Consider the following 26,198-nt stretch of genomic DNA (forward strand, 5'->3'; position numbering starts at 1 on the left):
GCCCGAGCCAGGCGCCCGACACGGGCGCCTGTCCATCCGGCCGGCCGGCCCCTGATCGGCGGCCGGGGCCGCTCAGGCCCCGGTCTTGGGCGGCAGCGTCGCCGTCGCCGAACCGATCGCCAACCCGGCCTCGCGCCCGCCATAGCTCTCGATCAGCGCGTGCTGGTCCGCGAAGGCCTGCGCGTCGACGGCCACCGGGTCGCAGATGCTGCGCAGCGCCTCGTACATCTCGGCCAGCTTCTCGGCGCAGGCGGGGTCTTCGGCGCGGTTGACGATCTCCTGCGGGTCGGTGGTCAGATCGAACATCTCGGGCCGGAAGCCGTGGTAATGCACCAGCTTCCAGCCGCCCTTGCGCACCATGAAGCAGCCCGACACCGCGCCGACCGCGTGATATTCGCTGAAGACGATCCGGTCGGGATCGTCGGGCTGCGCCGCGATGTCGTAGAGCGATGCGCCGGGACGCTCGCCCGCGAGCGTCGCGTCGAAATGGTCGAGGATCGTCTCGGAAACGTCGAGCAGGCTCACCGGCGTGCCGCAGACAGCGCCCTCGGCGGCGGGGGGCACCACCAGCAGCGGGATCGACACCGATTCCTGGTACATGTTCGCCTTGCCCCACAGCCCGCGCGCACCGACGTTGTCGCCATGGTCCGAGCTGTAGATCAGCGTGGTGTCGTCCCCGAAGCCGGTCGCGTCCAGCGCCGCGACGATCTGGCCGATGTTGTGGTCAAGCCAGGTGCACAGCGCGTAGTAGACGCGCCGCGCCATCTGGCGCTCGTCCTCGTCCTTCATCGCCTCGTCGCCCCCGAAGGTGGCGTTGAGCTTGGCGATCCAGGGGTGCTGTTCGTAGCCGTCGCGCGGGTGCAGCTTGATCGGCGGCAGCGAGTCCGCGGGATAGAGGTCGAGGTATTCCTGCGGCACGATCAGCGGGAAATGCGGCGCGACGAGCCCGACATAGAGGCACCAGGGGCGCTGGTCGCCGTCTGCCGCGGTCTCTTCCAGCCACAGCTTCGTGCGTGCGACCACGGCGGCGTCGTAGCGGGTGTAGGGGCTTTCGCCGGGGCCGATGTAATCGCCCAGCATGCGTTCGGACTTGGTGACGCGCTCGTCCTCGCGCCGGATCGAGCCCCAGACCATGCCGTGCCCGCCCGCGACATGCATCGGGATGTGCTGCACGTCGAAACCGGTCGGGTCGTCGTCGTCGCGGTAGTGCAGCTTGCCGATGGATTCGACGCGCACGCCCTTGCGCTGGAGCGCATGGCCCCAGCCCTCGGGGTCGCCGCGATAGGGCATCGCGTTGTCCCACAGCCGGTTCTGGTGCGCGTAGCGCCCGGTGGCGAAGGCCGCGCGGGCGGGCACGCAGATCGGCGTCGGCGTGTAGGCGCCGGTGAAGCGGACCCCGCGCGCGGCCAGCGCGTCGAGGTTCGGGGTCAGCACGTTGACATCTGCCGCCGCGCAGCCCAGCGCGCTCGCGGTGTGTTCATCGGACAGGATGACGATCAGGTTTCCGGATCTTTTCATGGGGGTCTCCTTCGGCGGTCAGGACCGGCGGCGCGGGTGCCGGGGGGCGGGGCAGAGGGGCGGGCGGGGAGGGTCAGCGGACGGTCAGGGAACCTGGTCGAGGATCGGGTGCAGGTCATCGACGTCGAAGGGCACGCCGGGGAATTCCGCGATCGCGGCGATCGGCACCGAGCGGACGGAATGGAAGCCCGCGGGCGTGGCCAGCAGGTCGCCCATCCGGCCGCGGATGCCCCCGCGGCTGTCGATCAGGGCCGCCAGCAGCGGGCCCGCGGCGGCATGGTCCTGCCATTCCCCAAGCGTCGACCAGGGGGTCAGCGGCCCCGCGACCTTGCGGCCCGGCAGCTCGATCATCGCCTCGCACCGGATGTCGCGGGACGAGCTGCCGATCCGCACCGTCGCCGCACCGCCCTGGTGGACCCAGGCCCGCGACGGCATGTGCCAGTGGGTCAGCCGGTCGCGCCGCACCGGGATCGCGACCCTGCGGCTCTCGCCGGAGGCGAGGTCGACCTTGGCCCAGCCGCGCAGCTCTTGCGGCGGGGTGATCATCAGCCGGTCGTGGTCGGTGAGATACAGTTGCACCACCTCCGCCCCGTGACGCGGGCCGGTGTTGGTGACGGTCAGGCGGGCGGTGAAGGCGATGTCGTCCTGCGGCGCGTGCACCTCGATCGCGAGGTCGGCATGGTCGAAGGTGGTGTAGGACAGGCCGTGGCCGAAGGGGAAATCGACCGCCATCCGGCGGGCGTCGTACCAGCGGTAGCCGACGAAGATCCCCTCGCCATAGGTCACGTGCTGATGCTCGCCGGGGAAGTTGAGGAAGGCCGGCGTGTCTTCCAGCCGTTCGGGCAGGGTTTCGGGCAGCTTGCCGCTGGGGTTCACCGCGCCGGTGAGGATGTCGGCGATGACCTCGCCATGGGCCTGTCCGGTCAGCCAGAACTCGACGATGGCGCCGACGCTGTCGCGCCAGCCATGGGTGGTGACCGCGCCGCCGTTGCACAGCGCGACCGCCTTCGGCGCGCGGATGCCCTGCAGCCGGTCGAGAAGCGCCAGCTGATCGGGCGGCAGCGCGATCGTCGACCGGTCGCGGCCTTCGGCGTCATAGGCGTCGGGCAGGCCGAGGACCAGGATGACCAGATCGGCAGAGGCGGCCAGATCGGCGGCGGCGGCGATCAGCTCGGTGCTGTCGGTCCCGGGGTGCAGCGAATAGCCTGGCGCGAACACGACCTCGGCCCCCGCCGCGGCGGCCGTCAGCGCCTCGAGCGCGCCGGTGCCGGGCTGGCGGGCATTCACGAACGAGCTGCCTGCGCCCTGGAAGCGGGGTGTCCGGGCAAGCTCGCCGATCACCGCGATGCGCCTGTGGGCGGACAGGTCCAGCGGCAGCGTGCCGTCGTTGCTCAGCAGCACCGCCGACTGCGCGGCCGCCTTGCGCACCAGCGCGTGGTGGGCGTCGTGGTCGGGGGCCGTGGCCGCGCCCTGCGCGGTGCGGGCGGCGAGGGTGCGGAAGCGGTTCACGGTCTCAAGAAGCCGCGCGTCGTCCACGCGGCCCGCGGCATGGGCCGCGCGCAGGCGCTGGTCGTCCTGCCGTCCGGGCATGCGGATGTCGAGACCGGCGGCCAGCGCGCGGGCCGGGTCGCCGCCGCCGCCCCAGTCGGACACGACGACGCCGTCAAAGCCCCAGTCATCGCGCAGCACCTCTGTCAGCAGCCAGCGGTTCTCGGCGACATGGGTGCCGTTGACGCGGTTGTACGACGACATGACCGCCCAGGCGCCGCCGTCCTTCACCGCGATCTCGAAGCCTTTCAGGTACATCTCGCGCAGGGTGCGTTCGTCCGCCTCGACGCTGACCCGCAGGCGGTCGTCTTCCTGGTTGTTGGCGATGAAGTGCTTCACGCAGGCGGCGACGCCCTGGCCCTGCAATCCGCGCACATAGGCGGCCGCGAGCGTGCCCGACAGCAGCGGGTCCTCGGAGTAGTATTCGAAGTTGCGCCCGCACAGCGGGCTGCGCTTGAGGTTCAGGCCCGGCCCCAGCACCACGTCGACCCCCTGCGCGCGGGCTTCGCGGCCATGGGCCGCCGCGACCTCGGCGATCAGGTCGATGTCCCAGGACGAGGCGAGCGTCGTCGCGGGCGGGAAGCAGGTCGCGGGCAGGCTGCGGCCGATACCGAGGTGGTCGGGCTCGTCGTCGTTCTGCAGCCGCAGGCCGTGCGGGCCATCGGCGAAGCGCAGCGCGCGCAGGCCGTGGGCCGGCGCGGCGATGCTGGTCCAGTAATCGGCGCCGGTCGTCAGCGAGATCGCCTCGTCGGCATCGGCAAGGACAGTCAGCTGGTCATCGGGCATGGAAGGGCTCCGGCAGGGTCGGAAGGGGCCGGGCGCGGCGCGGCCCGATCCCGGTGGCTCAGGCGACCCGGGCGAAGTCGGGCCGGACCCGGACGATCCAGTCCGGGTCCATCTCGGGCGTCGCCTCGACCAGCTGGCGGGTGTAGGGCTCGTCCGGCTGGTCGAGCACCTCGGACACCGAGCCCGCGTTCATGACCTTGCCGTGGCGCATGACCACGACGGTGTCCGCGATCTCGCGCACGGTGGCGACATCGTGGGTGATGAAGATCATGCCCAGCCCGAACTCCTCGCGCAGCTTCCTGAGGATCTTCAGCACCCCCGCCGCCACCAGCTGGTCGAGGGCCGAGGTCACCTCGTCGCAGATCAGCAGGTCGGGCTCGGCGGCAAGCGCCCGGGCGATGGCGACACGCTGCTTCTCGCCGCCCGACAGCTGGTGGGGATAGCGGCTGGCATAGCTCGCCGGCAGTTCCAGCATCTCCAGCAGGGCGGTGACGCGGGCGGCGAGTTTCGCGCCGCGCAGGCCGTGGAACAGCTGGGCCGGGCGGCCGATGATCTTGCCCACGCTCTGCGCCCCGTTCAGCGCCAGGTCGGGCAGCTGATGCACCAGCTGGATCCGGCGCAGCGTGTCGGCCTTGCGCGCGCTCAGCTGCGCCGGCAGTTCCCGGTCGTCGAAGATCATGGCGCCGCCGGTCGGCGGCAGCAGGCCGCAGATCGACCGGGCGAGGGTGGACTTGCCCGAGCCGCTTTCCCCGACGATGGCGACGGTCTCGCCGCGATGAACGCGCAGGTCGACGGCGTTCAGCACCTTGGTGCCGGTGCCATAGCGCGCATCCAGCGCGTCGATCCTGAGCAGCGGACGCTCGTCCGCGGGCCGCGCGGCGGCCTCGACGCGTTCGGAGCGCAGGCCCTTGAGCAGCGCCCTGGTGTAGTCCTGCGTCGCGGCCGACAGCAGCTGCCGGGTCGGCGCGACCTCGACCGTATGGCCGTGGCGCATCACCATGATCCGGTCCGAGACCTGGGCGACCAGCGCGAGGTCGTGCGTGATGTAGATCCCCGCCGCCCCCGACCGTGCCATGGCGCGGCGGATGCAGCCCAGCACGTCGAGCTGCGTCGTGACGTCGAGCGCGGTGGTGGGTTCGTCGAAGATCAGCAGGTCCGGGTCGGTGGCCATCGCCATCGCGATCATCGCGCGTTGCAGCTGGCCGCCCGAAAGCTGGTGCGGATAGCGGCCGCCGATGCGCTCGGGCTGCGGCAGGCCCAGCTCGGCATAAAGCTGGGCGGCCTTCGCGTCGATCTCGGCCCGCTTCATGCCGCGCTTCCTGTGCAGCACCTCCGCGAACTGGTCGCCGATCGTGTGGGCGGGGTTGAAATAGCTTGCCGCCGATTGCGCGACATAGGCCACGCGCAGGCCGCGGATGCCTTCCAGCACCGCGGTCGGCGCCCCGATCAGCTCGGTCCCGTCCAGCACGACGCTGCCGCCCGCGAACCGCCCGCCGGCGCGGACATAGCCCAGCGCGGCAAGGCCGATCGTCGATTTGCCCGCGCCGCTCTCGCCGATCACGCCCAGCATCTCGCCCCGCGCAAGCTCGAGCGAGACGCCGTGCAGCACCTCGGTCCAGCCGCCATCCTTCTCGACCTCGATGCGCAGGCCGTCGATTTTCAGAAGGGTCATGGTCAGCTCCTCAGGCGCGGCGCTTGGCGCGGACCAGCGCCTCGGATGACAGGTTCACGGCGATGGCGAGCATGGCGATCACGGCGGCGGGGAAGAACGGCGCCAGCACGCCGAAGCTGATGGCCGAGGCATTCTCGCGCACCATCGAGCCGAGGTCGGCCTCGGGCGGCTGCAGGCCAAGGCCCAGGAAGCTGAGCGCGGCGATGAACAGGAAGATGAAGCAGAAGCGCAGGCCGAACTCGGTGATCAGCGGCATGCGCACGTTGGGCAGGATCTCGTGCAGCATCAGCCAGCGCAGGTTCTCGCCGCGCAGGCGGGCGGATTCGAAATATTCCATCGCGCAGATGTTCATCGCGACCAGCCGTGCCAGGCGGAACACGCGGGCGCCGTCCACCACCGCGATGATCGCGACCAGCACGCCGACCGACGGGCCGACGGCGGCGATCACCAGCAGCGTCACGATGAGCGTGGGGACGGCGATGATCAGGTCGGCCACGCGCGAGCATGCCATGTCGATCCGGCCGCGGGCGATCGCGGCCCAGAAGCCGAAGCCGATCCCGACCGCGAAGGCCGCGAAGGTCGCGCCCAGCGCGACGGTCAGCGTGTTGCGCGTGCCGTAGAGCAGGCGCGAGAGCAGGTCGCGGCCCAGCTGGTCGGTGCCCAGCACCTGCCGCGCGGTTTCCGAGGTGTCCTGCCAGAACGCGCCGTTCCACATCTGGCCGACGATGTCGTTGGGCTTGTAGGGCGCGACGAATTCGGCGCCGAGCGAGGCGAGGACCCACAGCACGACGATGCCGCGCAGCCCCCAGCCGATGATCTTGAAAAGCGTGGTCATCATGGCGTCACCGGGGGAAGCGCAGGCGGGGATTGAAGGCGATGGCCAGCACGTCGGCGACCGTGTTGAGCGTCAGGTAGATCGCCGCGAAGATCAGGCTGCCGGCCTGCACCAGCGGCAGGTCGCGCTGTGCCACGCTGTCGATCAGCAGCTGGCCGAGGCCGGGGTAGACGAAGATCACCTCGACCACGACGACGCCGACGATGAGGTAGGCAAGGTTCAGCACGATCACGTTGATGATCGGGGCCGCGGCGTTCGGCAGCGCGTGGCGCAGGATCCGGCGGCGCAGCGGCATGCCCTTGAGCTCGGCCATGACCATGAAGGGGCTGCCCAGCACGTCGAGGATCGCGGCGCGGATCATCCGCATCATGTGCGCGACGACGGCGAAGGCCAGCGTGATCGCGGGCAGGATCAGCGCGTCGAGCCGGTCGAGGAACGTGCTGTCGGTGGTCACGGTCGAGATCGGCGGGAAGATCTGCCAGTTCAGCGCGAACAGCGCGACGAGCGAGTAGGCCACGAAGAATTCGGGCATCGAGATCGCGCCGAGCGTCACGATGCTGGCGATCCGGTCGAAGGCCGAGCCTTCCCAGAGCGCCGAGCCGATGCCGAGCGCAAGCGCCAGCGGGATCGAGATCGCGGCGGCCAGCGCCGCGAGCCACAGCGTGTTGCCCAGCCGGAACGAGATGATGGTGGTGACCGGTTCCTGCGTGGTGATCGACGTCCCGAAATCGCCGTGCAGCACCCCCCAGGCCCAGTGCGCGAACCGCCAGACCGCCGGTTCGTCGAGGCCGAGCTTGGTGCGCAGCGCCGCAAGCGCCTCGGTCGTGGCCGAGCTGCCGAGGATGGCGCGGGCGACGTCGCCGGGCAGCATGTCGACGGCAAAGAAGATGAAGACCGAGATCAGCACCAGCATGATGATGCTGGCGGCGATCCGGGTGAGGATGGTGCGGGTCAGGACGGTCAAGCGAGGGTCACCTGGATGAGGGCCGGGGAGAAGATCCCCCCGGCCGGTGTCTTGGTTGGATGCCGATCAGGCGAACCACCAGCGTTCCGCTGCGCGGAAGCCGTCGAGGTCCCAGTCGTTGCCGATCGTGTCGAAGGCGATCTTGCTGCTGGCGGCATCGGTGAAGTTGGCGAAGGCGAAGATGTTCGCCGAGCCGCGTTCGTGGATGATCTGCTGCATGTCGAAGTACATCTGGCGGCGCTTGGTCTCGTCCAGTTCCTTGCGCGCCAGGAGGACGAGCTGGTCAAGCTGGTCGTCCTGCATGCTGGTCTCGTTCCAGCCGGCCTGCACCGCGCTCTTGGTGTAGACGCCGCCGATCATGATGTCCTCGGTCGGGCGGCCCGACCAGCGGCTCGCGCAGAGCGGCGACTTGATCCAGACGTTGTCCCAGTAGCCGTCGTCGGGCACACGCTTGACGTCGATGGTGATGCCGGCGGCCTCGGCATGGCTCTTGAACAGCACCGCCGCGTCGGTCGCGCCCGAGAACGGCACGTCCGAGACGTTGAGTTCGACCTTGAGCCCCGACATGCCGGCCTTGGCCAGCAGCGACTTCGCCTTCTCGGGATCGTATTCGCGCTGCGGCAGGTCCGCGTTGTAGTAGCGATAGGCCGAGGAGATCGGCTGATCGTTGCCCACGGTGCCGTAGCCGTTGAGGATCCGGTCGACGAGGTCCTGGCGGTTGATCGCGTATTTCATCGCGGCGACCACGTCGGGGTTGTTGAACGGCGCCAGCGTCATGTTCATCGGGAAGACGTAGTGGGCCTTGGACGCCTGGCTGAGGATCTGGATGCCGGCGTTGCGCTTGAGCAGGTTGACCGTCTTGAGGTCGACCTGGTTGTAGGCGTCGATCTTGCCGCCGACCAGGGCCGCGGTCCGGGCCGAGGGGTCGGCGATCGCGATCAGCTCGACGCTGTCGAAATGGCCGCGGCCCTCCTTCCAGTAGGACGGGTTCTTGCTGAACGACGCGCCGATGCCGGCCTGCCAGCGCTCGAGCTTGTAGGGGCCGGTGCCGTTGCCGTCGAGCGGGTCGGTGGTGCCCTCGGCCAGCATCGCCGCGGCGGGCACGGTCAGGATCGCGGGCAGGCCGACGTTGCCGTCCGCCAGGACGATGGTCACCTCGTCCGGGGCCGTCGCGGTCACGCTGACGATCGACTTCAGGAACGGCTTGATCGCCGAGGTGCTGTCGGCGGCCACGTGCTTGTTGAGGGTGAAGATCACGTCTTCGGGCCCGAAGGTCTTGCCCGAGTGGAAAGTCACGCCCTGGCGCAGCTTGAACACCCAGGTCGTGGCATCCGCCGAGCTTTCCCAGGACGTCGCGAGTTCGGGGATAAGTTCGCCGTCCGGCGCGACTTCGACCAGGTTGTTGCGCAGGATGAACTGCGAGATGTTGTAGAACTTCGTGTCGTTGGACGTGGTGTCGAGCGTGTCGGTGGTCTTGAAGTCGCCGATGCCGATGCGGAAGTGCCCGCCGGTCTTCGGCGTCGCCGCGCGCGCGGTCCCGGCGCCCAGCAGAAGGCCGGCGCCGATCGCGCTGGCCCCCGCCAGGAAGCCGCGACGGCCGATCTGGGGCAAGGAACTGGTGTTGAACGTCATCGGAAACCCTCCGTCGATGCGAGGCGGGGGAGGCCGACCGTCGCATGGCTGTTGCTGTGGCTTTTCTTGGTTTCAGGGCCGGTCCGGCGTTGCGGTCCCGGCGGTCCGGACCCGCGGTGGCGGGCCCGGGCACGCTTTGCGGCGCGGGGTCAGTCCCGGTAGTCGGGGCATTCCTTGTCGAGGATCAGCTTCTCCTCCTCGAAGTGGCGGATCGAGAAGTTGGCGATGCCTTCCCAGTCCTGCGCGGTCTGTTCGGCCACCTCGGGGCTGAGGTGCTTGAGCGGCCGACCCGTCGACATCGCGGCGACGACGATCTGGGCCGAGCGGTCGAAGGTGTAGATGTCGTCCCAGGCCTCGCCCACGGTGGCCGCGGTGATCATGATGCCGTGGTTGCCCATCAGCAGGCGGCTCTTGCCGTCCAGCAGGCCGGCGAGGCGCGCGCCCTCTTCATCGGCATTGGCCATGCCGCCGTAGTGCAGGTCGACGGCCAGACGGTTGTGATAGCGGGCCGAGTTCTGGTCGATCGCGGGCATTTCCGGCGGATCGAGGCTGGCGAGCGCCGTCGTCATGATCGGGTGCAGGTGCATGATCACCCGGGCCGAGGGGCACAGGGTGTGGACCTGGCCGTGGATCACGCGGGCGGTGGTGTCCAGGTCGGGGCGGCGCTTCTGGCTTTCGGGGTCGTTCATGTCGACGAGGATCAGGTCCGAAGCGCGGACGCGGGCGAAGTGCATCCATTTCGGGTTGATCAGGAACCGCTTGCCATCCGCCGAAAGGGCCACCGAGTAGTGGTTCGCGACCGCCTCGTGCATACCGGCGCGGGCCGTCATCCGCAGCGCGGCCGCAAGGTCGATCCGGGCTTGGGTTTCGTCAAGGACAGTCTGGTCCAGCATGGTGTTCCCTTTCGTTCGCGGCTCGCCGAGGCGCCTCATCGAGCGGCGTTGACGTCAGAGGTGCGGACAAGACGGGCTTGGGCGAAACTTCAAAAATCCGCAGCTTTGGATAGATAAATTCTAACTCCGTCTGAAATATGTATTAATATCATATAAATGCTTTTTCCCGCCCCGAGATTTCCCGATGGGGCGCCGGCCGGCGAGGCACCGCCGTGACACCGCCAGCATGAAAATTGTGCGCTTATGTCTTGCGGCGATGACGATATGGGCGATCCGTTGAGGTTTCGTTTCGTGTTGACGAGACCCTCGGCGCCGGCCGGCGGGCCGATCGCACAGATCCCGTCGGCGATTCCCCCGTCGCCAGTGCTGCCGATGCCCTCTCGGATGGACGGCAGGGGCAGGCGGGTGTCGCTGGCACGCGGGGGGCCCGATCCGGGCGGATCGCGCGCGCGTTGGCCGCCTCGCGATCGCGACAGACCCGGTCGCGGATCGAAGCCTCTGTGACGGGTGGGTCGGGATCCTGCCGCCACGGACATCGACCCCTTGCACCGCGCGGCGACGACGCGGCACGGGCGGATACCCGCCGAGACGGCTCGCATGGGTCGCATGGCGGCGACAGGCCCCTATAGTCGGAAGGGCCCCACCCGGACCGGCCCCTCCCCGTGCCGCGAGCGGCCCCGGGGCGTCCGAGCGGGCCGCTGGTGCCCGCGGTGATCTCTGGGAGGAGACATGACCCTGCAATCCCTTCGCGCCTTCGGGCGCCCGTCCTCGTCCGCGCGCCGTCTTGGCGGGCTGACCGGGGCGCTCGTCTTCGGCCTCGCGCTGCCCGCGGCCGCACAGGATGCGCCGACGCGCGACGAATTCTTCTGGCTCGGCCAGATCAACAAGGCCACGGCCGTGATCAACAGCGAGGCGGGGCTGCTGCCGTCGGACAAGGTGCCCGGCATCGCCAAGGCGATCGACACCGTGATCACCGCCGGCGCCGAGGAGGGCGCCAAGCGCCCCTCGACCGTCATCACCTTCGAGCCGCTGCTGATCGAGGCGGGCAGCATCGACGTGACGCTGCTGCACGCGGGCCGGTCGAGCCAGGACATGCACGCGACCTATCGCGCCGCGATCCTGCGCGACGACATGCTGTCGCTGGCCGACCAGCTGAACACCACGGCCACCACGCTGGTCGACCTGGCCGAAGAGCATCGCGACACCATCGTCCCGAACTACACGAACGGCGTCGCGGCCCAGCCCAACAGCTACGGGCACATGCTGCTGGGCCATGCCGCCGGCCTCGACCGCGATGCCGAGCGGATCCGGCAGGCCTATGCCCGCATCGACCGCTCCGCCATGGGCACCACGGTGCTCAACGGCTCGAGCTGGCCGCTCGACCGGCAGCGGATGGCCGACTACCTCGGCTTTGCCGGCACCGTCGAGAATGCCTATGACGCCTCGCAGATCAGCTCGATGGACCAGCCGGTGGAGGCCGGGCAGATCGTCGCCTCGGTCGCGCTGCATGTCGGCAACTTCGTCGAAGACGTGATGACCCAGTATGCCCAGAGCCGGCCGTGGATCCTGCTCGAGGAAGGCGGGGACAACACCTATGTCTCGTCCGCGATGCCGCAGAAGCGCAACCCGGGCATCCTGAATTCGACCCGCTCGGATGCCTCGACCGCGCTGACGCTGGCGCTGGGGCCGATGCTGCAGACCCACAACATCACCCCCGGCATGTCCGACCCGAAGGATGACGATGCCAATTCCGCGATGGTCGCCGCGGGCACCAAGGCGCTGGACCGGCTCGACCGGGTGCTGAAGGCGCTGCGCATCAACCCCGAGCGCGCGCTCGAGGAGCTGAACGGCGACTGGACCGCCTCGCAGGAACTGGCGGACCTGCTGATGCGCGAACACGGCATGCCGTTCCGCGAGGGGCACCACGTCGCCTCCGAGATGGTGACCGTCGCGCGCCAGCAGGGGATCGGGCCGCTCGACTTCCCCTATGACGAGGTGCGCCGGATCTATGCCGAGACCGTGGCCGCGACCGAGTCCGGTGTCGAGGTTCCGGCCGAATTCCCGCTGACCGAGGCCGAGTTCCGCGCCGTGCTCGACCCGGCCGCGATCGTGCGCAACCGCGCCACCGCCGGCGGGCCGCAGCCGGCCGAGATGGACCTCATGCTGGCCTCGGCACGAGAGCGGCTGACGGGCAACCGGGACTGGATCGCGGCGCAGCGGGCGCATGTCGATGACAGCCTCGCGCGGCTGGATGCCGATTTCTCCGCGCTGCTCGGGGGCTGAGGATGGCCGTGCCGGTGACCGCATCCGCCCGCGTCAGGCGGCGCCGTCGCCCGGCGCGGCGCAGGTCGCCGGCCGCGTAGATGCGCCGCAAGTCCGACCTTCCCAGCAAGATCTGCCCGGTCTGCGGCCGGCCCTTCGCCTGGCGCAAGAAGTGGCAGCGCGACTGGGAGAACGTCGTCTATTGCTCCGAGCGCTGCCGTCGCGAAGGCCGGGGCAAGGCTGTTCCCGACCCGACAGCGCCGCCGCCGGTGGCCACCGGCCGGCGGCGCTAGCCGGCCACGGCGACGACGTGTCGGGCCGGCGGATCACTTCGCCCGCGGCGTCTCACCGGCGGCGGGCGCCCTGAGCTGGTCGAGCACGATCCGGCGCATCGAGCGGATCGCCCGCTGGTAGTTGAAGGTCGGGAACATGACGTTGCGAAACAGCGCCCCGTCCAGGAAGGTCGAGATGAACAGCGCCATCTCGTCCGGGTTGCCGCTGCGGAACGCGCCGTCGCGGATGCCCTCGGCGATGGTCCGGCTGAGGATCGCGGCTTCCTTTTCGTAAAAGTCGCGGATGGCGCGGTCGACCAGCGGCGTGCGGTTGTGCGAGCTTGCGTAATCGAGGCTCATCTTCGCGACCTTCTGCAGCCGCACGAAATCGGTCACGTGCATCTCGATCCACTGCGACACCAGCGCCTCGGGCGAGGTCGCGTCGCGCGTCAGCGTCTCGAAGCGGGCGAAGGCCTCTTCGACCACGCGGGAGATCGTCTTCATGAAGAGATCCTCCTTGTTGTCGAAGTAGTAGTAGATCAGCGACGGGTTCATGCCCCCGGCCCGGGCGATGTCCTTGATCGTGACGCTCGAGTAATTCTGGTCGGCAAACAGATCCAGCGCGACGCGGCACATCAGGTCGGGCGGCGATCCGGGCGGGATCGTCAGGCTGCCGTCGCTGTCGCGGCGCGCGCGCACCGAGCGCGCGGTGCGGCGGGGCCGGGTCGTCGAGGTGTCGTCACCGTTCATGCTCGGGCTCGCAAGGGCAGGGCTTCTGGGGTCGGATCGATCGGCTTGGGCGCCGGGGGGCGGCAGGGTCGGCTCACCCTTGGATATACCACGTGGTCGTGCTGCCTCCGTCTATGACCAGCTCCTGTCCCGTCACATACCGCGCGCCTGCCAGATAGGCTACCGCCTCGGCCACCTCCTCGGGCGTTCCCGCGCGGGACAAGGGGATCTTCAGCACCTCCTCGGCGAGGGCGGGCTCGTGGGCCTGCCAGGCGCCGTCGGCGGGGCGCACCGGCCCGGGAAGGACGCAGTTCACCCGGATGCGGTGCGGGGCCCATTCCACCGCCATCTGCCGCGCCGCGGCCAGCACCGCGGCCTTGGACGGCGCATAGGCCCCCGCGCCGGGATAGCAGCGCTGCGCCGAGGCGCCGGCGATGCCGATGATCGCGCCCTCGACCCCGGCGGCGATCATGCGGCGCGCGGCGGCGGTCGCGACGTGGAAGAAACCCCGCGCATGGACCGCGAAAAGATGGTCCCAGTCGTCGCCCGACAGCGCGAGCAGCTTGCCGCGTGCCGAGGCGCCGGCGTTGTTCACCACGATCTCCGGCGGGCCCAGCTCTGCCGCGATCCGGTCGAACGCCGTCTCGACCGAGCCGCGGTCGGTCAGATCCATCGCGTAGGCGCGCCCGCCCAGCCGCGCCGCCGTCGCCGCGGCCCCTGCCATGTCCGACCGGCCGGTCAGCGCGACCCGGGCGCCCCGCTCGGCAAGCCCGGCGGCGATCGCGGCGCCGAGCCCCTGGGCGCCGCCGGTGACCAGCGCCACCTGGCCGGAAAGATCGTTCGTCATGCTGCGGTCTCCTTCGCGACGTCTGCAGGGGGGGTGGCCAGCCGGTCGAGCAGGGTGGCGCCCGCGATCCAGCCCCATGTGAGGTTCGGCCCGATGGTGGTGCCGGCGCCCATCGCGCGGGTGCCGAAGGGATTGGCCATCGCGACGCCGGCGCAGCACAGGCCCGGGATCGCGCGTCCGTCGCGGTCGAGCACGCGGGCGCGGGCATCCGTGCGCGGCCCGCCCTTGGTCGAGAGGAACACGAGGTTGAAGGGCAGGGCCCAGAGCGCCCCCGCCAGCGGCCGCAACCGGCGCGGATCGGGACCCGACCACGGATCGAGATGGCGGCCGAACCGGGGATCCCGGCCCTGTGCCGCACCGGCGTTCCAGTCGGCGAGCGTCGCCTCGAGCGCGCCCGGGGGCAGCGCCAGCGTCGCGCCGAGCCGGGTGGCATCGGAGGCTTCGCGCGCCCAGCCCGGGGCCGCGCGCAGGAACCAGCGCAGCATCGGCGCCCCCGACAGCGCGGCGGCATCCCCGACGAGCCAGCAGGGAAGATGCGCCGCCGCGCCGTCGCCGCGGCGTTCCAGCAGCACCTCGCCAAGGTTGAAGGCCCATTCGTCGACGAACCGCCGCCCGTCCGGCCCGACGAGGATCGCCCCCGGCTCGCGGTGGTGGAAGGTCCCGATCGGAAGCGCGCGGCCGCGCAGCCGGGCGGGCAGGGCGGGGGCGACATTCGCCTCGGACATGTGCGCAAGCTCGGCGCCGATCTCCTCGGCGATGCGGGCGGCACAGCCGAGATTGCCGGGCGACGAGGCGACCAGATCGACCGGGCCCGCGAAGTGGCGCGACCTGCGCGACAGGTCGCGTTCGAACCCGCCCGTCGCCAGCAGCACGCCCGCCGCGGCCCCGATCCGCCGCCGCCCGCCATCGGGCCCCTCGGCGAAGACGCCGCGGACCGCCCCGCCCGCCGCGCGGTCGAGGCCGGTGACGCGCCAGCCGGTGCGGATCTCGACCCCCGCGGCCAGCGCGGCCCGTGCCAGCCCCGCGATCAGCGCGCTGCCCTGCGCGCGCCGCCCGGTCGCCAGCCGCCAGGCCAGTCGCGGCGCCAGCGCCGCGATCGTGCGCAGCGGGTGGTGCCAGGGATCGCGGGACTTCAGCTCCTGATAGGTCAGGACATGCGGCACATGCGCCGGCTGCAGGCGGAACCCCGGCACCCGGGCGCGAAGCGGCCGCGGCGACAGCATGCGGCCCCGTGGCAGGGCGCCCGGCGCCGCAGGCCAGGGGTCGGGATCGTCGGCCAGGGCGAAGCGCAGGGCGCTGTGGCGTTCGAGGAAGTCGATCATGCGCGGCGCCTCGGCGACGAAGGCCTGCCACAGCGGATCCTCGGACCCTTGCCAGCCGTCCGGGCTGGCCGCGCGGATATAGGCGAGCGCGCGGTCGGCATCATCCGCGATCCCGGCCGCACGGGCGCGGGCGTTGGCCGGAATCCAGGTGCCGGCCCCCGACATCGCCGTCGTGCCCCCAAGGCAGTCCGTCGCCTCGAGCAGCAGGACGCGCGCCCCGCCCCGGGCCGCGCGCAGGGCCCCGGCGAGGGCCGCGCCGCCGGATCCCGCGACGATGATGTCGGGGTCGTCCTTGGGCAGGGGCACGGTGCGGCGGGCCATGCGATCAGGCGAAGCCGATCACCGGCCGCGGGCGGTAGGGCGCCTCGAGCGCGGCGATCTCGTCCGGGGTCAGCGTCAGGTCGAGGGCGCGGGCCGCGGCCTCGAGATGCTCGGGCCGGGTCGCGCCCATCACGGGGGCGGCGATCCCGAGCCGCGACAGCAGCCAGCTCATCGCCACCTCGGCCTGCGAGACGCCGCGGGCGGCGGCGATCTGCGCGACCTGGCCAAGGATTTCGGCCTCGCAGGCTTCCTCGGTGCGGTAAAGCTGCGGCGTGTAGCCGTCGGTCGCGGCGCGGTCGCTGCCCGCGCCGACCGGCCGCGACAGCCGGCCGCGCGCCAGCGGGCTCCAGGGGATCACGCCGACACCGGCCTCGCGGCAATAGGGCAGCATCTCGCGCTCTTCCTCGCGGTAGAGCAGGTTCATGTGGTTCTGCATCGCGATGAACCGCGCCCAGCCGTTGGCCTTCTGGGTTTCGATCGCGCGGCACAATTGCCATGCCCACATCGAAGAGGCGCCCAGATAGCGCGCCTTGCCCGCCTTCACCACGTCATTGAGCGCCTCGAGCGTCTCTTCGAGCGGCGTCGTCGGATCCCAACGGTGGATCATGTAGACATCGACGTGATCGGTGCCGAGCCGGCGCAGGCTGGCGTCGATCTCGGCCATGATCACCTTGCGCGACAGCCCGGCCCCGTTCGGGCCGGGACGCATCCGGTTGAAGACCTTGGTCAGGATCACCACGTCCTCGCGCCGGACCTCGCGCAGCAGGACCTCGCCCAGCGTCTCCTCGCTCGCGCCGGCGGAATAGGCGTTGGCGGTGTCGAAGAAGTTGATCCCGAGGTCGAGCGCCTTGCGGAAGAAGGGCTTCGATTGCGCCTTGTCGAAGAGCCAGCCGTGCGAGGCGGTCGGGCCGGCGGCATAGCTCATGCACCCGAGGCAGAGGCGTGACACCTCGAGCCCGCTCGCGCCGAGTTTGACGTAGTCCATCGTGGTTCCTTTCGCTGGCGCGCTCAGAAGCGACCGCCGCCGATGCCGTCGCGCACCCAGTCGGCCAGCTGCCAGACCGGGAGTTCCAGGTGGCTGAGCCGCCCCGGGCGGGCGAGGCGCGAGGCCGCGCCGCGCTGCTGCAACGTGTTGACGTCCAGGTCTTCCTTGGCGATCACGTCGCCGCTGGTCTTCAGGCGCGCCATCAGCTCGGCAAAGCCCGGATCCTTGAGCGCGTCGCGGTGCACCAGGTAGTGGCGGATCCACCAGCTTTCGGTCGCCGAGATCGGCAGGACCGCGGTCCAGCGCATCGCGTTGGCCGAGGTGCCGACGAGGTGGTTGGGGAAGACGTGGTAGAGACTGCCGATGCGGATCTGCTCCTCGGTCCAGTCCTCGAACACCGGCAGGCCCGGGGTCAGCGCGTGTTCATGCCCAAGATCCGCGCGCAGCGGGTGGCGCGCCACGATCCAGCCCTGCTCGGGGTCTTCCTTGAAGACGCCGTAGCTGTCGCCGCCCGGCGAATGCGGCTGCAGCGTCTTCGAATGCGCCCCGATGTGGTGATAGCATTCCATGAAGGTCTCGACCGCGATCTTCCAGTTGAACGGGCAGGGGAATTCGACCGAGAAGCCGATCACCAGATCGTCGAGCGGGATGTTGGAATATTCCCGCGCCAGCCCGTCCATCCGCGGCGCCAGCGGCTCGGCATCGCCCGATAGATTCACGTAGATTGTCCCCAGCACGACCTCGGCGCGGAATTCCGGCAGCTTGCAGGCCTTGGGATCGAAGCCCGCGGCCTGGTCCATGAAGGGCGCGCTGCGCAGCTGGCCGGTCAGGTCGTAGGCCCAGCGGTGGAACGGGCAGGAGAACATCTTGGCGTTGCCCTTGCCCGAGACCACCGGCGCCCAGCGGTGCAGGCACACGCGCGACAGCACCCGGATCCGGTCCGCGGCGCGCACGACCACCATCGGCTCGCCCAGCAGGTCGATGGTGAAGTAGTCGCCCACCTCGGGGATCTGCGCCACGTGGCCAAGTGCCATCCACCCGCGCCGGAAGATCATCTCGCGCTCGCGCTCGAAGAAGGCCTGCGAGGTGTAGGCCTCGGGGGGCAGCGTCTCGGAATCCGCGAGCGTCTGGCCGCGGCCGCCGTGGACGCGGGCCTCGATCTCGGCGATCGGGGGCTCGGCAAGGCGGTCGATGCCGGCGGTGTGGGGCAGGGCGTCTGTCATGGCGGCTCCGGGGGCAGGCTTCTGAAGGGGTCAGGCGGTGACGGCCGCGTCGGCGAGCGCGCGGCGCAGCACCGGCAGCACGCGGTCGCCGAAGGTCTCGAGCGAGCGGCGCGCGATGCTCATCGGCAGTTCGCCGAACTGGAAGAAGCAGTTGTAATGCGTCGGGCGCATCCGGGTGCATTCGTCCAGGATCCGCTCGATGACGTGATCGGCAGGGCCGATGATGACATTGTCGCGGAAGGTCTCCAGCGGCGGTTCATCGGGCAGGGGAGGCGCGTCGATCATCGGGCCGCGGCGCGCGATCTCGGTCGCGCGCAGCCCGCTTGCCATCCGGCCGACGAAGCGGGCGCAGTCGGCGGCGATCAGCGCCTCTTCGGGGCTGTCGGTGACGCAGACATACTGCTGCACCCCAAGCCGGGCGGCGCCGTCCAGCCCGGCCGCCGTCCAGTCGGCGCGCGCCTTCGCCGCCATCTGCACCAGCGCCGGCGTGCCGCGCCAGCCCGCGGTGATGAAGGGCGTCGCCCCCAGCGGGCCGAGCCGGCCAAGGATCCGCGGATCGCCGCCGGTGACGAACAGCGGCGGCAGCGGGCGCTGCACCGGGCGCAGCAGGACCGGCGTCTCGGGCAGGCCCGCGCGCGCGGCGGTGTCGCCCGCGATCTCGCCCGTGGTCAGCGCCGCCTCGAGCAGGTCCCAGTGCTGAAGGAAGATCTCGTTGCGCCGGCCGACCTCGACCCCGAGGCGGTCGAATTCGAACGGCTGGTAGCCGGTGCCGACCCCCAGCACCAGCCGCCCGCCGGACAGCTGGTCGACCAGCGCGATCTCCTGGGCGACGCGCAGCGGCTGATAGAGCGGCAGCACGATCACCGCCGTGCCCAGCCGGATGCGGCTGGTGGCGCCGGCCATGTGGGCGGCCATCATCAGCGGCGATACCGAGATCGAGTAGTTGGTGAAGTGATGCTCGGCGAACCAGGCGACGTCGACGCCCACGTCCTCGGCCAGCCGCACCATCTCGCGCGTGTCCGCGATCACCCCCGGCACGCCGGCCGGGTGGTTGCGATAGGACATCAGGTTGAAGATACCGAATTCCAAGGGTCTGTCCTTTCCGGCGATCAGCGCGGCGCTTCGGCGTCGGTGCTGCGCGGGCGGTAGCCGCGGTTGTAGTGCCGCTCGATCCGGCTCTGGATCAGCGTCAGGACACTGGTCGCCACGAGGTACCAGATCGAGGCGACGATCAGCATCGGTATGGTCTGGAACGTGCGCGAATAGATCGTCTGCACCGAGTAGAGCAGGTCCCAGAGCGCGACGATCGAGACGATCGAGGTGCCCTTGAGCATGCCGATGGTCTGGTTGCCGGTGGGGGGCACGATGAAGCGCATCGCCTGCGGCAGGATGATGAGGCGCAGGGTCCTGATGCGGCTGAAGCCAAGCGCCTTGGCCGCGTCGCGCTGGCCGCGTTCGACGCTGTCGAGCCCGGCGCGCACGATCTCGGCCATGTAGGCGCCCTCGTTCAGGCCCAGCCCGAGGATCGCGGCGGTGTAGGGTGTCACCAGATCGTTGAACGAGCCTTCGGCGAAGGTGATGCCGGTGAAGGGGATGCCGATCGCGTAGCGCGGGTAGAGCGCGGCGAGGTTGTACCAGAAGATCAGCTGCACCAGCACGGGCGTGCCGCGGAAGAACCAGATGTAGCCGCCGGCGAAGGTCTTCGCCGTGGTGCCGCCCTGCGTCAGCATCAGCGCGAGCAGGATGCCGAGGATGACGCCGATCGCCATGGTGACCGCCGTCAGCCACAGCGTGGTCGCAAAGCCGTTGAGCACGGTGGGCGCGAACAGGTACTGCCCGACGACGTCCCACTGGAAGCGCGGGTTGGTCGCGACATTCTCGAGCACCGTCAGCAGCAGCCCGAGCCCGATGACGGCGGGCAGTGCCCGGCGCGGCGAGATCGCCTGCAGGAGCGTGTCGCGCAGGCTTCGCGTCGGTGCGCGGCGGGGGTCGAACATCTCGGTCATGGGGTCCAGTCCGGAAGCGGAAAGGCCCGCCGGCGTACCGGCGGGCCCAAAGGCAGGATCACTGCGACAGCGGCTTGGTCGTGGTCATGTTGATGCCGAACTCGCTCAGCGCGGCATGTTCCAGATCCCATTTCGCGAAGATCGCGTCATAGGTCCCCTGCTTCTTCATGTATTCGAGCGCGGCCTGCAGCGCCTGCTGCAGTTCGGTGTTCTCCTTGGCGACGACGATGCCGAGGTAGTGGCGCTCTTCGGTCGGGTCGACGATGGTGCCGATCTCGACCGGGTTGTTCGCGCGCACCTCTTCCACCGCCGAGGCATCCGACAGCGCCCAGTCGATCCGGCCCGAGAACAGCGCCAGCAGGACGGCCGACTGCTGCGGGTACTCGCTGATCTGCAGGTCCTTCAGGCCCTGATCGGTGCACCACTTGCCGAAGGTCGCCAGCCGGCTGAGGAAGTCGGTGCCGCTCTGGCCGGCGGTCTTCAGACCGCACAGCGATTTCGGGTCGTCGGCCACGATCGCGCTGTTCGAGGCAAGGTAGTAGGCGGCGTTGCCGTAGGTCAGCGAGTGGTTGACGAAGCTCACCACCTCCTCGCGCTGCGGACGGTCGGTGATGCATTCCATCGACATGTCGTAGCGGCCGCCCTGCACGCCGGGGATCAGCCCCGCGAAGTCGATGGATTCGACATCGAGGGTCACGCCGAGCACCTGGGCGAGCGAGTCCCAGATGTCGACCTCGTAGCCGACCATCGTGCCGTCGGCGTCGTGCCACTGGCAGGGCGGGTAGTTGGCGTCGGTCACCAGCCTGATCGTCTTGCTCTCCTGGATCGCGGCCGGCAGCATCGCCGCGATTTCGGGGACCGCGTCCAGCGCGGGGATCGGCGTGCGGGGCGGGAAGCCCTCGGCCGAGGCCGGGGCGGCAAGCACGAGGCTCGCGGCGATCAGGCTGGCCGGTCCGAGGAGGCCGGCGGGGAGGTGCAGCTTCATCATCGTCTCCATGTTGGAACCCGTCCGGCGGACGGGCGACGGGCAGGTTGGGCCGACCCTGTTTGATTGTGTGTTCAATTTCTGGCGGCACATCGCCCCATGGGGGAATGGCAAACCGGGCCGTTTCCGGGCTTGGTCCTGAACTTCGCGCATCTGCGGAATCTTTTGGCGCCATTTCCACGCATCTGCATCCCAAGCAGGCCGGTTCTGTCTGGCTGGGCCCGCGAATCGCCGTGATTTACCCGGCAAAATTGATGTTTGGCTTGAAGATTCTGTTCAGCTCCCCGTGCCGGAACGGGGTGCGCCGCCGTGCGGACGCGCTTCGACCCGGCCGGATTTTCCCGATATTTTCCTCGTGACTTTGCATGTGAGGGCTTGATCGGCGTCTTGCCGCCCCGGATCGCCAGCGGCGGGCGGTCAAAATTAAATTTGAACAATCAATCAACACCGACAATGATCCTGACAGGCTCCCCGTCCGCAGGAGAGAGCCGGCAACAGGAGAGAACCATGACCCTGGAAGAGGCGATCGCCCGGTTCGAGGCCGAGCGCGAGAAGATCTGGATGGAAAGCCCGCCCGACGTGACGGACTTGGGCAAGGGCATCGTGCCGCGCAACACCGGCGCACGGGGGCAGTACCTGTCCACGATCATCTTCGCCGAGGGCGAGGCGCGCACCTATGCCGACGAGATGCTCTGGGGCATCATCCGCGTCTGCGAGGATACCGACGCGGACCTCAAGACGCTGCAGGCGATCATCGACCAGATCATCGGCTACAAGGCGGCGTTCTTCGACTTCGTGTCGCTGCCGTCGGCGGCCGAGATGGGGCGGCTCTATGTCGACGCCTCCAAGCTCTGCACCACGACCGAGGACCTTGCGCGGCTGTCGCATGCCGCGCTGGGCTATGCCAACCGGCTGCACATGTGGGTGGATTACATCCTGCCCTGGGGCCTCGGCGCCGCCTTCCGCAAGCAGAAAACCGCCTGAGATCCGGAGATAGACATGCAACTCGTCCTGAGCGTTGACGGCACCGACATTTGCCGGATGGAGATCTGGGAGGACAAGGCGCCGCAGCTGTGCGCCCAGTTCCGCGAAAAGCTGCCGATGAAGTCGATGCTGCAGCATGCCAAGCTGAACGGCGACCTGATCTTCTTCACCCTGCCGCTCGTCGCGCCGTGGGAGAACAAGTACCTGACCCAGGACGTGGGCCGGGAGCGGATCGCGAAATACGGCAAGGTCGCGGGCGCGGTCTGCTTCTACTCGCCGCGCCAGCAGTTCTGCATCAACTACGGCGAAGACACCACCGAAGAGCCGCTGCCGATCTCGTACATCGGCGAGGTGATCGAGGGCGAGATGGCGCTGAAACTGACCGGCTACGAGACCTGGGCCGACCAGAGCCGCGTCGTCGAACTCCGCATCGCCGCCTGAAGCCGGGACGGAACCGAGGATCATCCGAATGTCTGACGCAGAGATCGAGGCGCTCCGTGCCAAGCTGGAAGAGCGCGGGGTCAAGTATTGCATGGGCGCCTACGTGGACATCCACGGCGTGCCCAAGGGCAAGGTGGTGCCGCTGCCGCACCTTGCCCACATGGCGCATGGCTCCGAACGCTATACGGGCTATGCGCTGGACGGGCTGGGTCAGGCGCCGAACGACGACGAGCTGACCTCGGTTCCCGATCTGGACCGCTGGATCCAGCTGCCGTGGGAGCCGAAGGTGGCGTGGTTCCCCTCGGACAACGAGTTCCGGGGCGCGCCCTATGCGCTCAACACCCGTGTCGCGCTGAAGACCCAGCTGGCCGAGGCCGCGAAGATGGGCTTCGGCTTCAACCTCGGGGTCGAGTGCGAGATCTTCCTGCTGCGCAAGACCGAGGACGGCCGGCTCGAGACGCCGACCGCCGATGACGTGCTGACCAAGCCCTGCTACGACCTGCGCAGCTTCATGGACAACTTCCGCTGGCTCGACCGCATGGCCGAGACCATCGACGCGCTGGGCTGGGATCTGTACTCGTTCGACCACGAGGATGCGAACGGTCAGTTCGAGTTCGACTTCCGCTTCGCCGACGCGCTCGAGACCTGCGACCGGGTGACCTTCTTCCGGATGATGGCCAAGCGCTATGCGGCGGACGAGGGGCTGATCGCCACGATGATGCCCAAGCCCTTCGCCGACCGCACCGGCAACGGGGCCCATTTCAACATGTCGCTGAGCGACCTGCAGACGGGGGCCAATCTCTTCGCCTGCGATCCGGCCGATGACCCGCGCGGTCTGGGGCTGACCGAAACCGGCTATCACTTCATCGGCGGGATCCTCAAGCACGGGCGCGCGCTCTGCGCGGCCTTCGCACCGACGGTCAACAGCTACAAGCGGCTCGTCCGCCAGGGCGGCATGGCGACCTTCTCCTGGGCGCCGGTGTTCAACTCCTACGGATCGAACAACCGCACCAACTCGGTCCGGGTGCCGGCCGGCGGCGGGCGCTGCGAAAGCCGCAACGCCGACGGCGCGGTCAATCCCTACCTGGCGGCGGCGCTGGCGCTGGCGGCCGGGCTTGACGGGATCCGCAACCGCATCGACCCGGGCGCGCCCAACGAGGACAACCTCTACACCATGTCCGAGGCGGAGCGGGCGGCGCGCGGCATCGATTTCCTGCCGCAGACCCTGCAGGAGGCGGTGGCAGCCTTCGCCGCCGATCCGCTGGTCGAAGAGGTGCTCGGGCGCGAGCTGCGCGACGAGTTCATCCGCTACAAGTCCGAGGAATGGCAGGAATACCACCTCACGGTCAGCGCCTGGGAGATCGAGCGCTACAGCCACCTGTTCTGACGATGGAGCGCGCCTCGCCCCGCAGGTTTCCCCTCGCCGGCTTCGTGCCGGCGGGCGGATCCTTCCCGATCGAGCCCTGGCTGTCGCACAGAAGCTGGGGCCAGCTGGCGCCCGACGGGCGCAACGCGATCCTGCTGCCGTCGCATTACACCGGCACATCGGACAGCTATGACGCGCTGATCGGCCCGGGCCGGGCGCTTGATCCCGGCCGGCATTTCATCGTCGCCGTCGACATGTTCGGCAACGGCCGCTCGACCTCGCCAAGTCACGCCCCGACGCCGGCCGCCCGCGCCGCCTGGCCGCTGGTCACCATCGCCGACAACATCCGGGCGCAGGCGCTGCTGGCCGAGGCCCTCGGCATCCGCGGCTTCGCCCTGGTGCAGGGCTGGTCGATGGGCGCGCTGCAGGCCTGGCACTGGGCGGCCATGTGGCCCGACAGGGTCAAGGCGATCCTGCCGGTGTGCGGTGCGGCGCGCTGCTGGCCGCAGAACCGCGTCTTTCTCGAGGGCATCCGCGCAGCCCTGACGATGGAGCCCGGCTGGCAGGGCGGCGCCTATGCCACCGCGCCCGAGGCCGGGCTGCGCGCCTTCGGGCGGGCCTATTGCGGCTGGGCCTATTCGCCCCGGTTCTTCCGCGACGAGATGTGGCGCGCCGCGGGCTTCGACAGTCTCGAGGCGCTGCTGCTGGACTGGGAGCGCGATCACCTCGGCTGGGAGGCCGCCGACCTGATCGCGATGCTCGACACCTGGGCGTCGGCGGACCTTGGGGTGCCAGCCGCCGCCTGGCACTCGGCGCTCGCCTCCGTGCGGGCCCGGGCGATCGTGATGCCCTGCGACACCGATCGCTATTTCACGCTCGAGGAGAACGCGATCGAGGTCGCCTGCGTCCCCGGTGCCGAGCTGCGGCCGATCCTGTCCCCCTTCGGGCACTCCGCCGGTGCCCCGGCGCGCTGGCCGGATCCCAGCGCGCAGATCGAGGCCGCAGCGCGCGAGCTTCTGGGGACCTGACCTGGGATCGAGGCGCAACCGCTTGTGGCGCATGGACGCTCGGTCGCACTACAAAGCCCTCTATAAACTAAATTGTAAATACATAATCAGGATTGGCAGTCACACTCAGTGTAGTCGCAAAGCGATATTGTCACCCATGAGCAAAGCGAAAGTGTCACTCTCCTTTTCCCGGTTGGGATCGAGGGAGAGCGATCATGGGATGGATTGTGATGAGCGAGCGCGAGCTGCGGCGGATCGAGATCCTTGTCGAGGTCGAGCATGGACGGTTGAGCGTGGATGCGGGCGCCGGCATTCTCGCGGTCAGTCGTCGGCAGATGTTCCGATTGCTTCAGCGGTACCGGCGGCTCGGCGCCTGTGCTGTTCGTCACCAGTCTCGCGGTCGCGCTGCGAGCAATCGCATTCATGACGCGCGGCGCGACTATGCGCTGACGCTCGTCCGGGAGAGCTATGCGGATTTCGGGCCGACGCTCGCGGCCGAGAAGCTGGCCGAGGATCATGGCCTGACTGTCTCGCGCGAGACCTTGCGCAAATGGATGATCGCGGCGGGCCTTTGGGTTTCGCGCAAGCATCGTCACTGCCTGCATCAGCCGCGTCTGCGCCGGGCCTGCATCGGTGAGTTGATCCAGATCGACGGATCCGAACATCGGTGGTTCGAAGATCGCGCCGCTCCCTGCACGCTTCTGGTCTTCATCGATGATGCGACGAGCCGGTTGATGCATCTCGAGTTCGTGCCCTCGGAAAGCACCTTCAGCTATTTCGGGGCGCTCGAGCGCTATCTGGCCACGCATGGCCGCCCTGTGGCCTTCTACTCAGACAAGCACACGGTGTTCCGGGTTCCCAAACCCAATATGCATTCCAATGGGATGACCCAGTTCGGGCGGGCACTGGCCGAATTGAACATCGAGATCCTCTGCGCCAATTCCAGCCAGGCCAAGGGTCGGGTCGAGCGCGCCAACCGCACGTTGCAGGACCGACTGGTGAAGGAACTCAGGCTTGCCGGGATCTCGGACATGGATGCGGCCAATGCGTTCCTGCACGGGTTCATCGCGCGTCACAACGCCCGCTTCGCCCAGGTGCCTGCGCAGACCACAAACCTTCATCGACCGCTGAACCTCGCCCCGGATGCGCTGCGCGAGGTGCTGTGCCTGCGCGACCAGCGCCTGCTCGCGAAGACCCTGACGATCACCTACGATCGCAAGAAGCTTCTCCTCGAGGACAACGACCTGGCCCGCGCCGCGGCCGGGACCTATGTCGATCTCTACGAATTTGCGGATGGACGGCTGCAGGTGCGTCACAAGGGCATGGCCCTTCCCTTCCGCCTTTTCGATCCGCACCAGCAACGCGTGACCCATGCCGCGATCACCGAGAACAAGCGGCTCGCGGAGGTGCTGACCTATATCAAGACCGAGCAGGAAAAAGCCGTCCGCGATGTGCGCGTGCCGCCGTCGAGCGCGAAGAACGGATACAAGAAAACCGGCCGCACGAGCCTCGACCGGACACCGCCGCGCCGTCGCAAACTCACCGGAACCTCCGCCGCCGCGGCTGGACAGACCTGCGATTGATGGGGATCTACGGCCTG

At 69.3% G+C, this 26,198-nt stretch carries 22 protein-coding genes; 7 read left to right on the forward strand and 15 right to left on the reverse strand.

The genetic code is table 11. The annotated features are described in order from the left end of the window. Positions 1-72 precede the first annotated feature (72 nt). The 7 genes from V8J39_RS12505 to V8J39_RS12535 all read right to left on the reverse strand — a co-directional run bounded on the left by V8J39_RS12505 (position 73) and on the right by V8J39_RS12535 (position 9,848). A complete protein-coding gene (locus V8J39_RS12505) occupies positions 73-1,518 on the reverse strand; it encodes a sulfatase-like hydrolase/transferase (protein WP_336461252.1) in 1,446 nt (481 codons plus the stop codon). An 84-nt stretch (positions 1,519-1,602) separates the two neighbouring features. After that, complete coding sequence (locus V8J39_RS12510) at positions 1,603-3,852, reverse strand: glycoside hydrolase family 3 N-terminal domain-containing protein (RefSeq protein ID WP_336461253.1); 2,250 nt, start codon at positions 3,850-3,852, stop codon at positions 1,603-1,605. A 58-nt stretch (positions 3,853-3,910) separates the two neighbouring features. Then, entirely contained in the window at positions 3,911-5,524 is a 1,614-nt protein-coding gene (locus tag V8J39_RS12515) for an ABC transporter ATP-binding protein (protein ID WP_336461254.1), read from the reverse strand. A 10-nt stretch (positions 5,525-5,534) separates the two neighbouring features. Then, a complete protein-coding gene (locus V8J39_RS12520) occupies positions 5,535-6,359 on the reverse strand; it encodes an ABC transporter permease (protein ID WP_336461255.1) in 825 nt (274 codons plus the stop codon). A 7-nt stretch (positions 6,360-6,366) separates the two neighbouring features. Beyond that, on the reverse strand, positions 6,367-7,323 hold the full coding sequence (locus V8J39_RS12525) for an ABC transporter permease (RefSeq protein WP_336461256.1): 957 nt from the start codon (positions 7,321-7,323) through the stop codon (positions 6,367-6,369). A gap of 66 nt (positions 7,324-7,389) precedes the next feature. Next, entirely contained in the window at positions 7,390-8,955 is a 1,566-nt protein-coding gene (locus V8J39_RS12530) for an ABC transporter substrate-binding protein (RefSeq protein WP_336461257.1), read from the reverse strand. 149 nt (positions 8,956-9,104) lie between these two features. Next, a complete protein-coding gene (locus V8J39_RS12535; RefSeq protein ID WP_336461258.1) occupies positions 9,105-9,848 on the reverse strand; it encodes a class II aldolase/adducin family protein in 744 nt (247 codons plus the stop codon). Positions 9,849-10,577: 729 nt separating this feature from the next. Between V8J39_RS12535 and V8J39_RS12540 the strand changes: the two genes are divergently transcribed. Together V8J39_RS12540 and V8J39_RS12545 are read left to right on the forward strand one after the other, a co-directional pair. Next, complete coding sequence (locus V8J39_RS12540; protein WP_336461259.1) at positions 10,578-12,131, forward strand: lyase family protein; 1,554 nt, start codon at positions 10,578-10,580, stop codon at positions 12,129-12,131. 80 nt (positions 12,132-12,211) lie between these two features. Next, entirely contained in the window at positions 12,212-12,403 is a 192-nt protein-coding gene (locus V8J39_RS12545; RefSeq protein ID WP_336461260.1) for a DUF2256 domain-containing protein, read from the forward strand. 33 nt (positions 12,404-12,436) lie between these two features. On the opposite strand, the gene V8J39_RS12550 is transcribed toward V8J39_RS12545, so the two are convergent. From V8J39_RS12550 to V8J39_RS12585, 8 genes are all read right to left on the reverse strand, one after another. Further along, on the reverse strand, positions 12,437-13,132 hold the full coding sequence (locus V8J39_RS12550; RefSeq protein ID WP_336461261.1) for a TetR/AcrR family transcriptional regulator: 696 nt from the start codon (positions 13,130-13,132) through the stop codon (positions 12,437-12,439). Between the two features lie 73 nt (positions 13,133-13,205). Beyond that, positions 13,206-13,958 carry an SDR family NAD(P)-dependent oxidoreductase gene (locus V8J39_RS12555; RefSeq protein WP_336461262.1) on the reverse strand — a complete coding sequence of 251 codons (753 nt, stop codon included), beginning with the start codon at positions 13,956-13,958 and terminating at the stop codon, positions 13,206-13,208. Continuing rightward, complete coding sequence (locus V8J39_RS12560) at positions 13,955-15,601, reverse strand: FAD-dependent oxidoreductase (protein WP_336461263.1); 1,647 nt, start codon at positions 15,599-15,601, stop codon at positions 13,955-13,957. The genes V8J39_RS12555 and V8J39_RS12560 overlap by 4 nt, the downstream gene beginning before the upstream one ends. 4 nt (positions 15,602-15,605) lie before the next feature. After that, a complete protein-coding gene (locus V8J39_RS12565) occupies positions 15,606-16,586 on the reverse strand; it encodes an aldo/keto reductase (protein ID WP_336461264.1) in 981 nt (326 codons plus the stop codon). 23 nt (positions 16,587-16,609) lie between these two features. After that, positions 16,610-17,809 (reverse strand): aromatic ring-hydroxylating oxygenase subunit alpha, encoded by a 1,200-nt coding sequence (locus tag V8J39_RS12570; protein WP_336461265.1) that lies wholly within the window; start codon positions 17,807-17,809, stop codon positions 16,610-16,612. 30 nt (positions 17,810-17,839) lie between these two features. Then, entirely contained in the window at positions 17,840-18,898 is a 1,059-nt protein-coding gene (locus tag V8J39_RS12575; protein ID WP_336461266.1) for an LLM class flavin-dependent oxidoreductase, read from the reverse strand. Between the two features lie 20 nt (positions 18,899-18,918). Beyond that, complete coding sequence (locus V8J39_RS12580) at positions 18,919-19,815, reverse strand: amino acid ABC transporter permease (RefSeq protein ID WP_336461267.1); 897 nt, start codon at positions 19,813-19,815, stop codon at positions 18,919-18,921. Between the two features lie 58 nt (positions 19,816-19,873). Further along, the gene (locus V8J39_RS12585) at positions 19,874-20,800 is read right to left on the reverse strand and encodes an ABC transporter substrate-binding protein (RefSeq protein ID WP_336461268.1); all 927 of its coding nucleotides are present in this window, start codon (positions 20,798-20,800) and stop codon (positions 19,874-19,876) included. A gap of 507 nt (positions 20,801-21,307) precedes the next feature. On the opposite strand from V8J39_RS12585, the gene V8J39_RS12590 reads away from it, so the two are divergent. The 5 genes from V8J39_RS12590 to V8J39_RS12610 all read left to right on the forward strand — a co-directional run bounded on the left by V8J39_RS12590 (position 21,308) and on the right by V8J39_RS12610 (position 26,181). After that, positions 21,308-21,784 carry a hypothetical protein gene (locus V8J39_RS12590; RefSeq protein ID WP_336461269.1) on the forward strand — a complete coding sequence of 159 codons (477 nt, stop codon included), beginning with the start codon at positions 21,308-21,310 and terminating at the stop codon, positions 21,782-21,784. A gap of 15 nt (positions 21,785-21,799) precedes the next feature. Then, positions 21,800-22,225, forward strand: a complete 426-nt coding sequence (locus tag V8J39_RS12595; RefSeq protein WP_336461270.1) for a DUF3830 family protein — start codon at positions 21,800-21,802, stop codon at positions 22,223-22,225. Positions 22,226-22,253: 28 nt separating this feature from the next. Further along, the gene (glnT, locus tag V8J39_RS12600) at positions 22,254-23,612 is read left to right on the forward strand and encodes a type III glutamate--ammonia ligase (RefSeq protein ID WP_336461271.1); all 1,359 of its coding nucleotides are present in this window, start codon (positions 22,254-22,256) and stop codon (positions 23,610-23,612) included. 2 nt (positions 23,613-23,614) lie between these two features. Further along, positions 23,615-24,619: an alpha/beta fold hydrolase gene (locus V8J39_RS12605; RefSeq protein WP_336461272.1), complete on the forward strand. Its 1,005-nt coding sequence runs from the start codon at positions 23,615-23,617 to the stop codon at positions 24,617-24,619. Between the two features lie 194 nt (positions 24,620-24,813). Next, on the forward strand, positions 24,814-26,181 hold the full coding sequence (locus tag V8J39_RS12610) for an ISNCY family transposase (RefSeq protein WP_336461273.1): 1,368 nt from the start codon (positions 24,814-24,816) through the stop codon (positions 26,179-26,181). Positions 26,182-26,198 lie beyond the last annotated feature (17 nt).

It is taken from the genome of Frigidibacter sp. MR17.24 (assembly GCF_037095655.1).
GTDB lineage: Bacteria > Pseudomonadota > Alphaproteobacteria > Rhodobacterales > Rhodobacteraceae > Frigidibacter.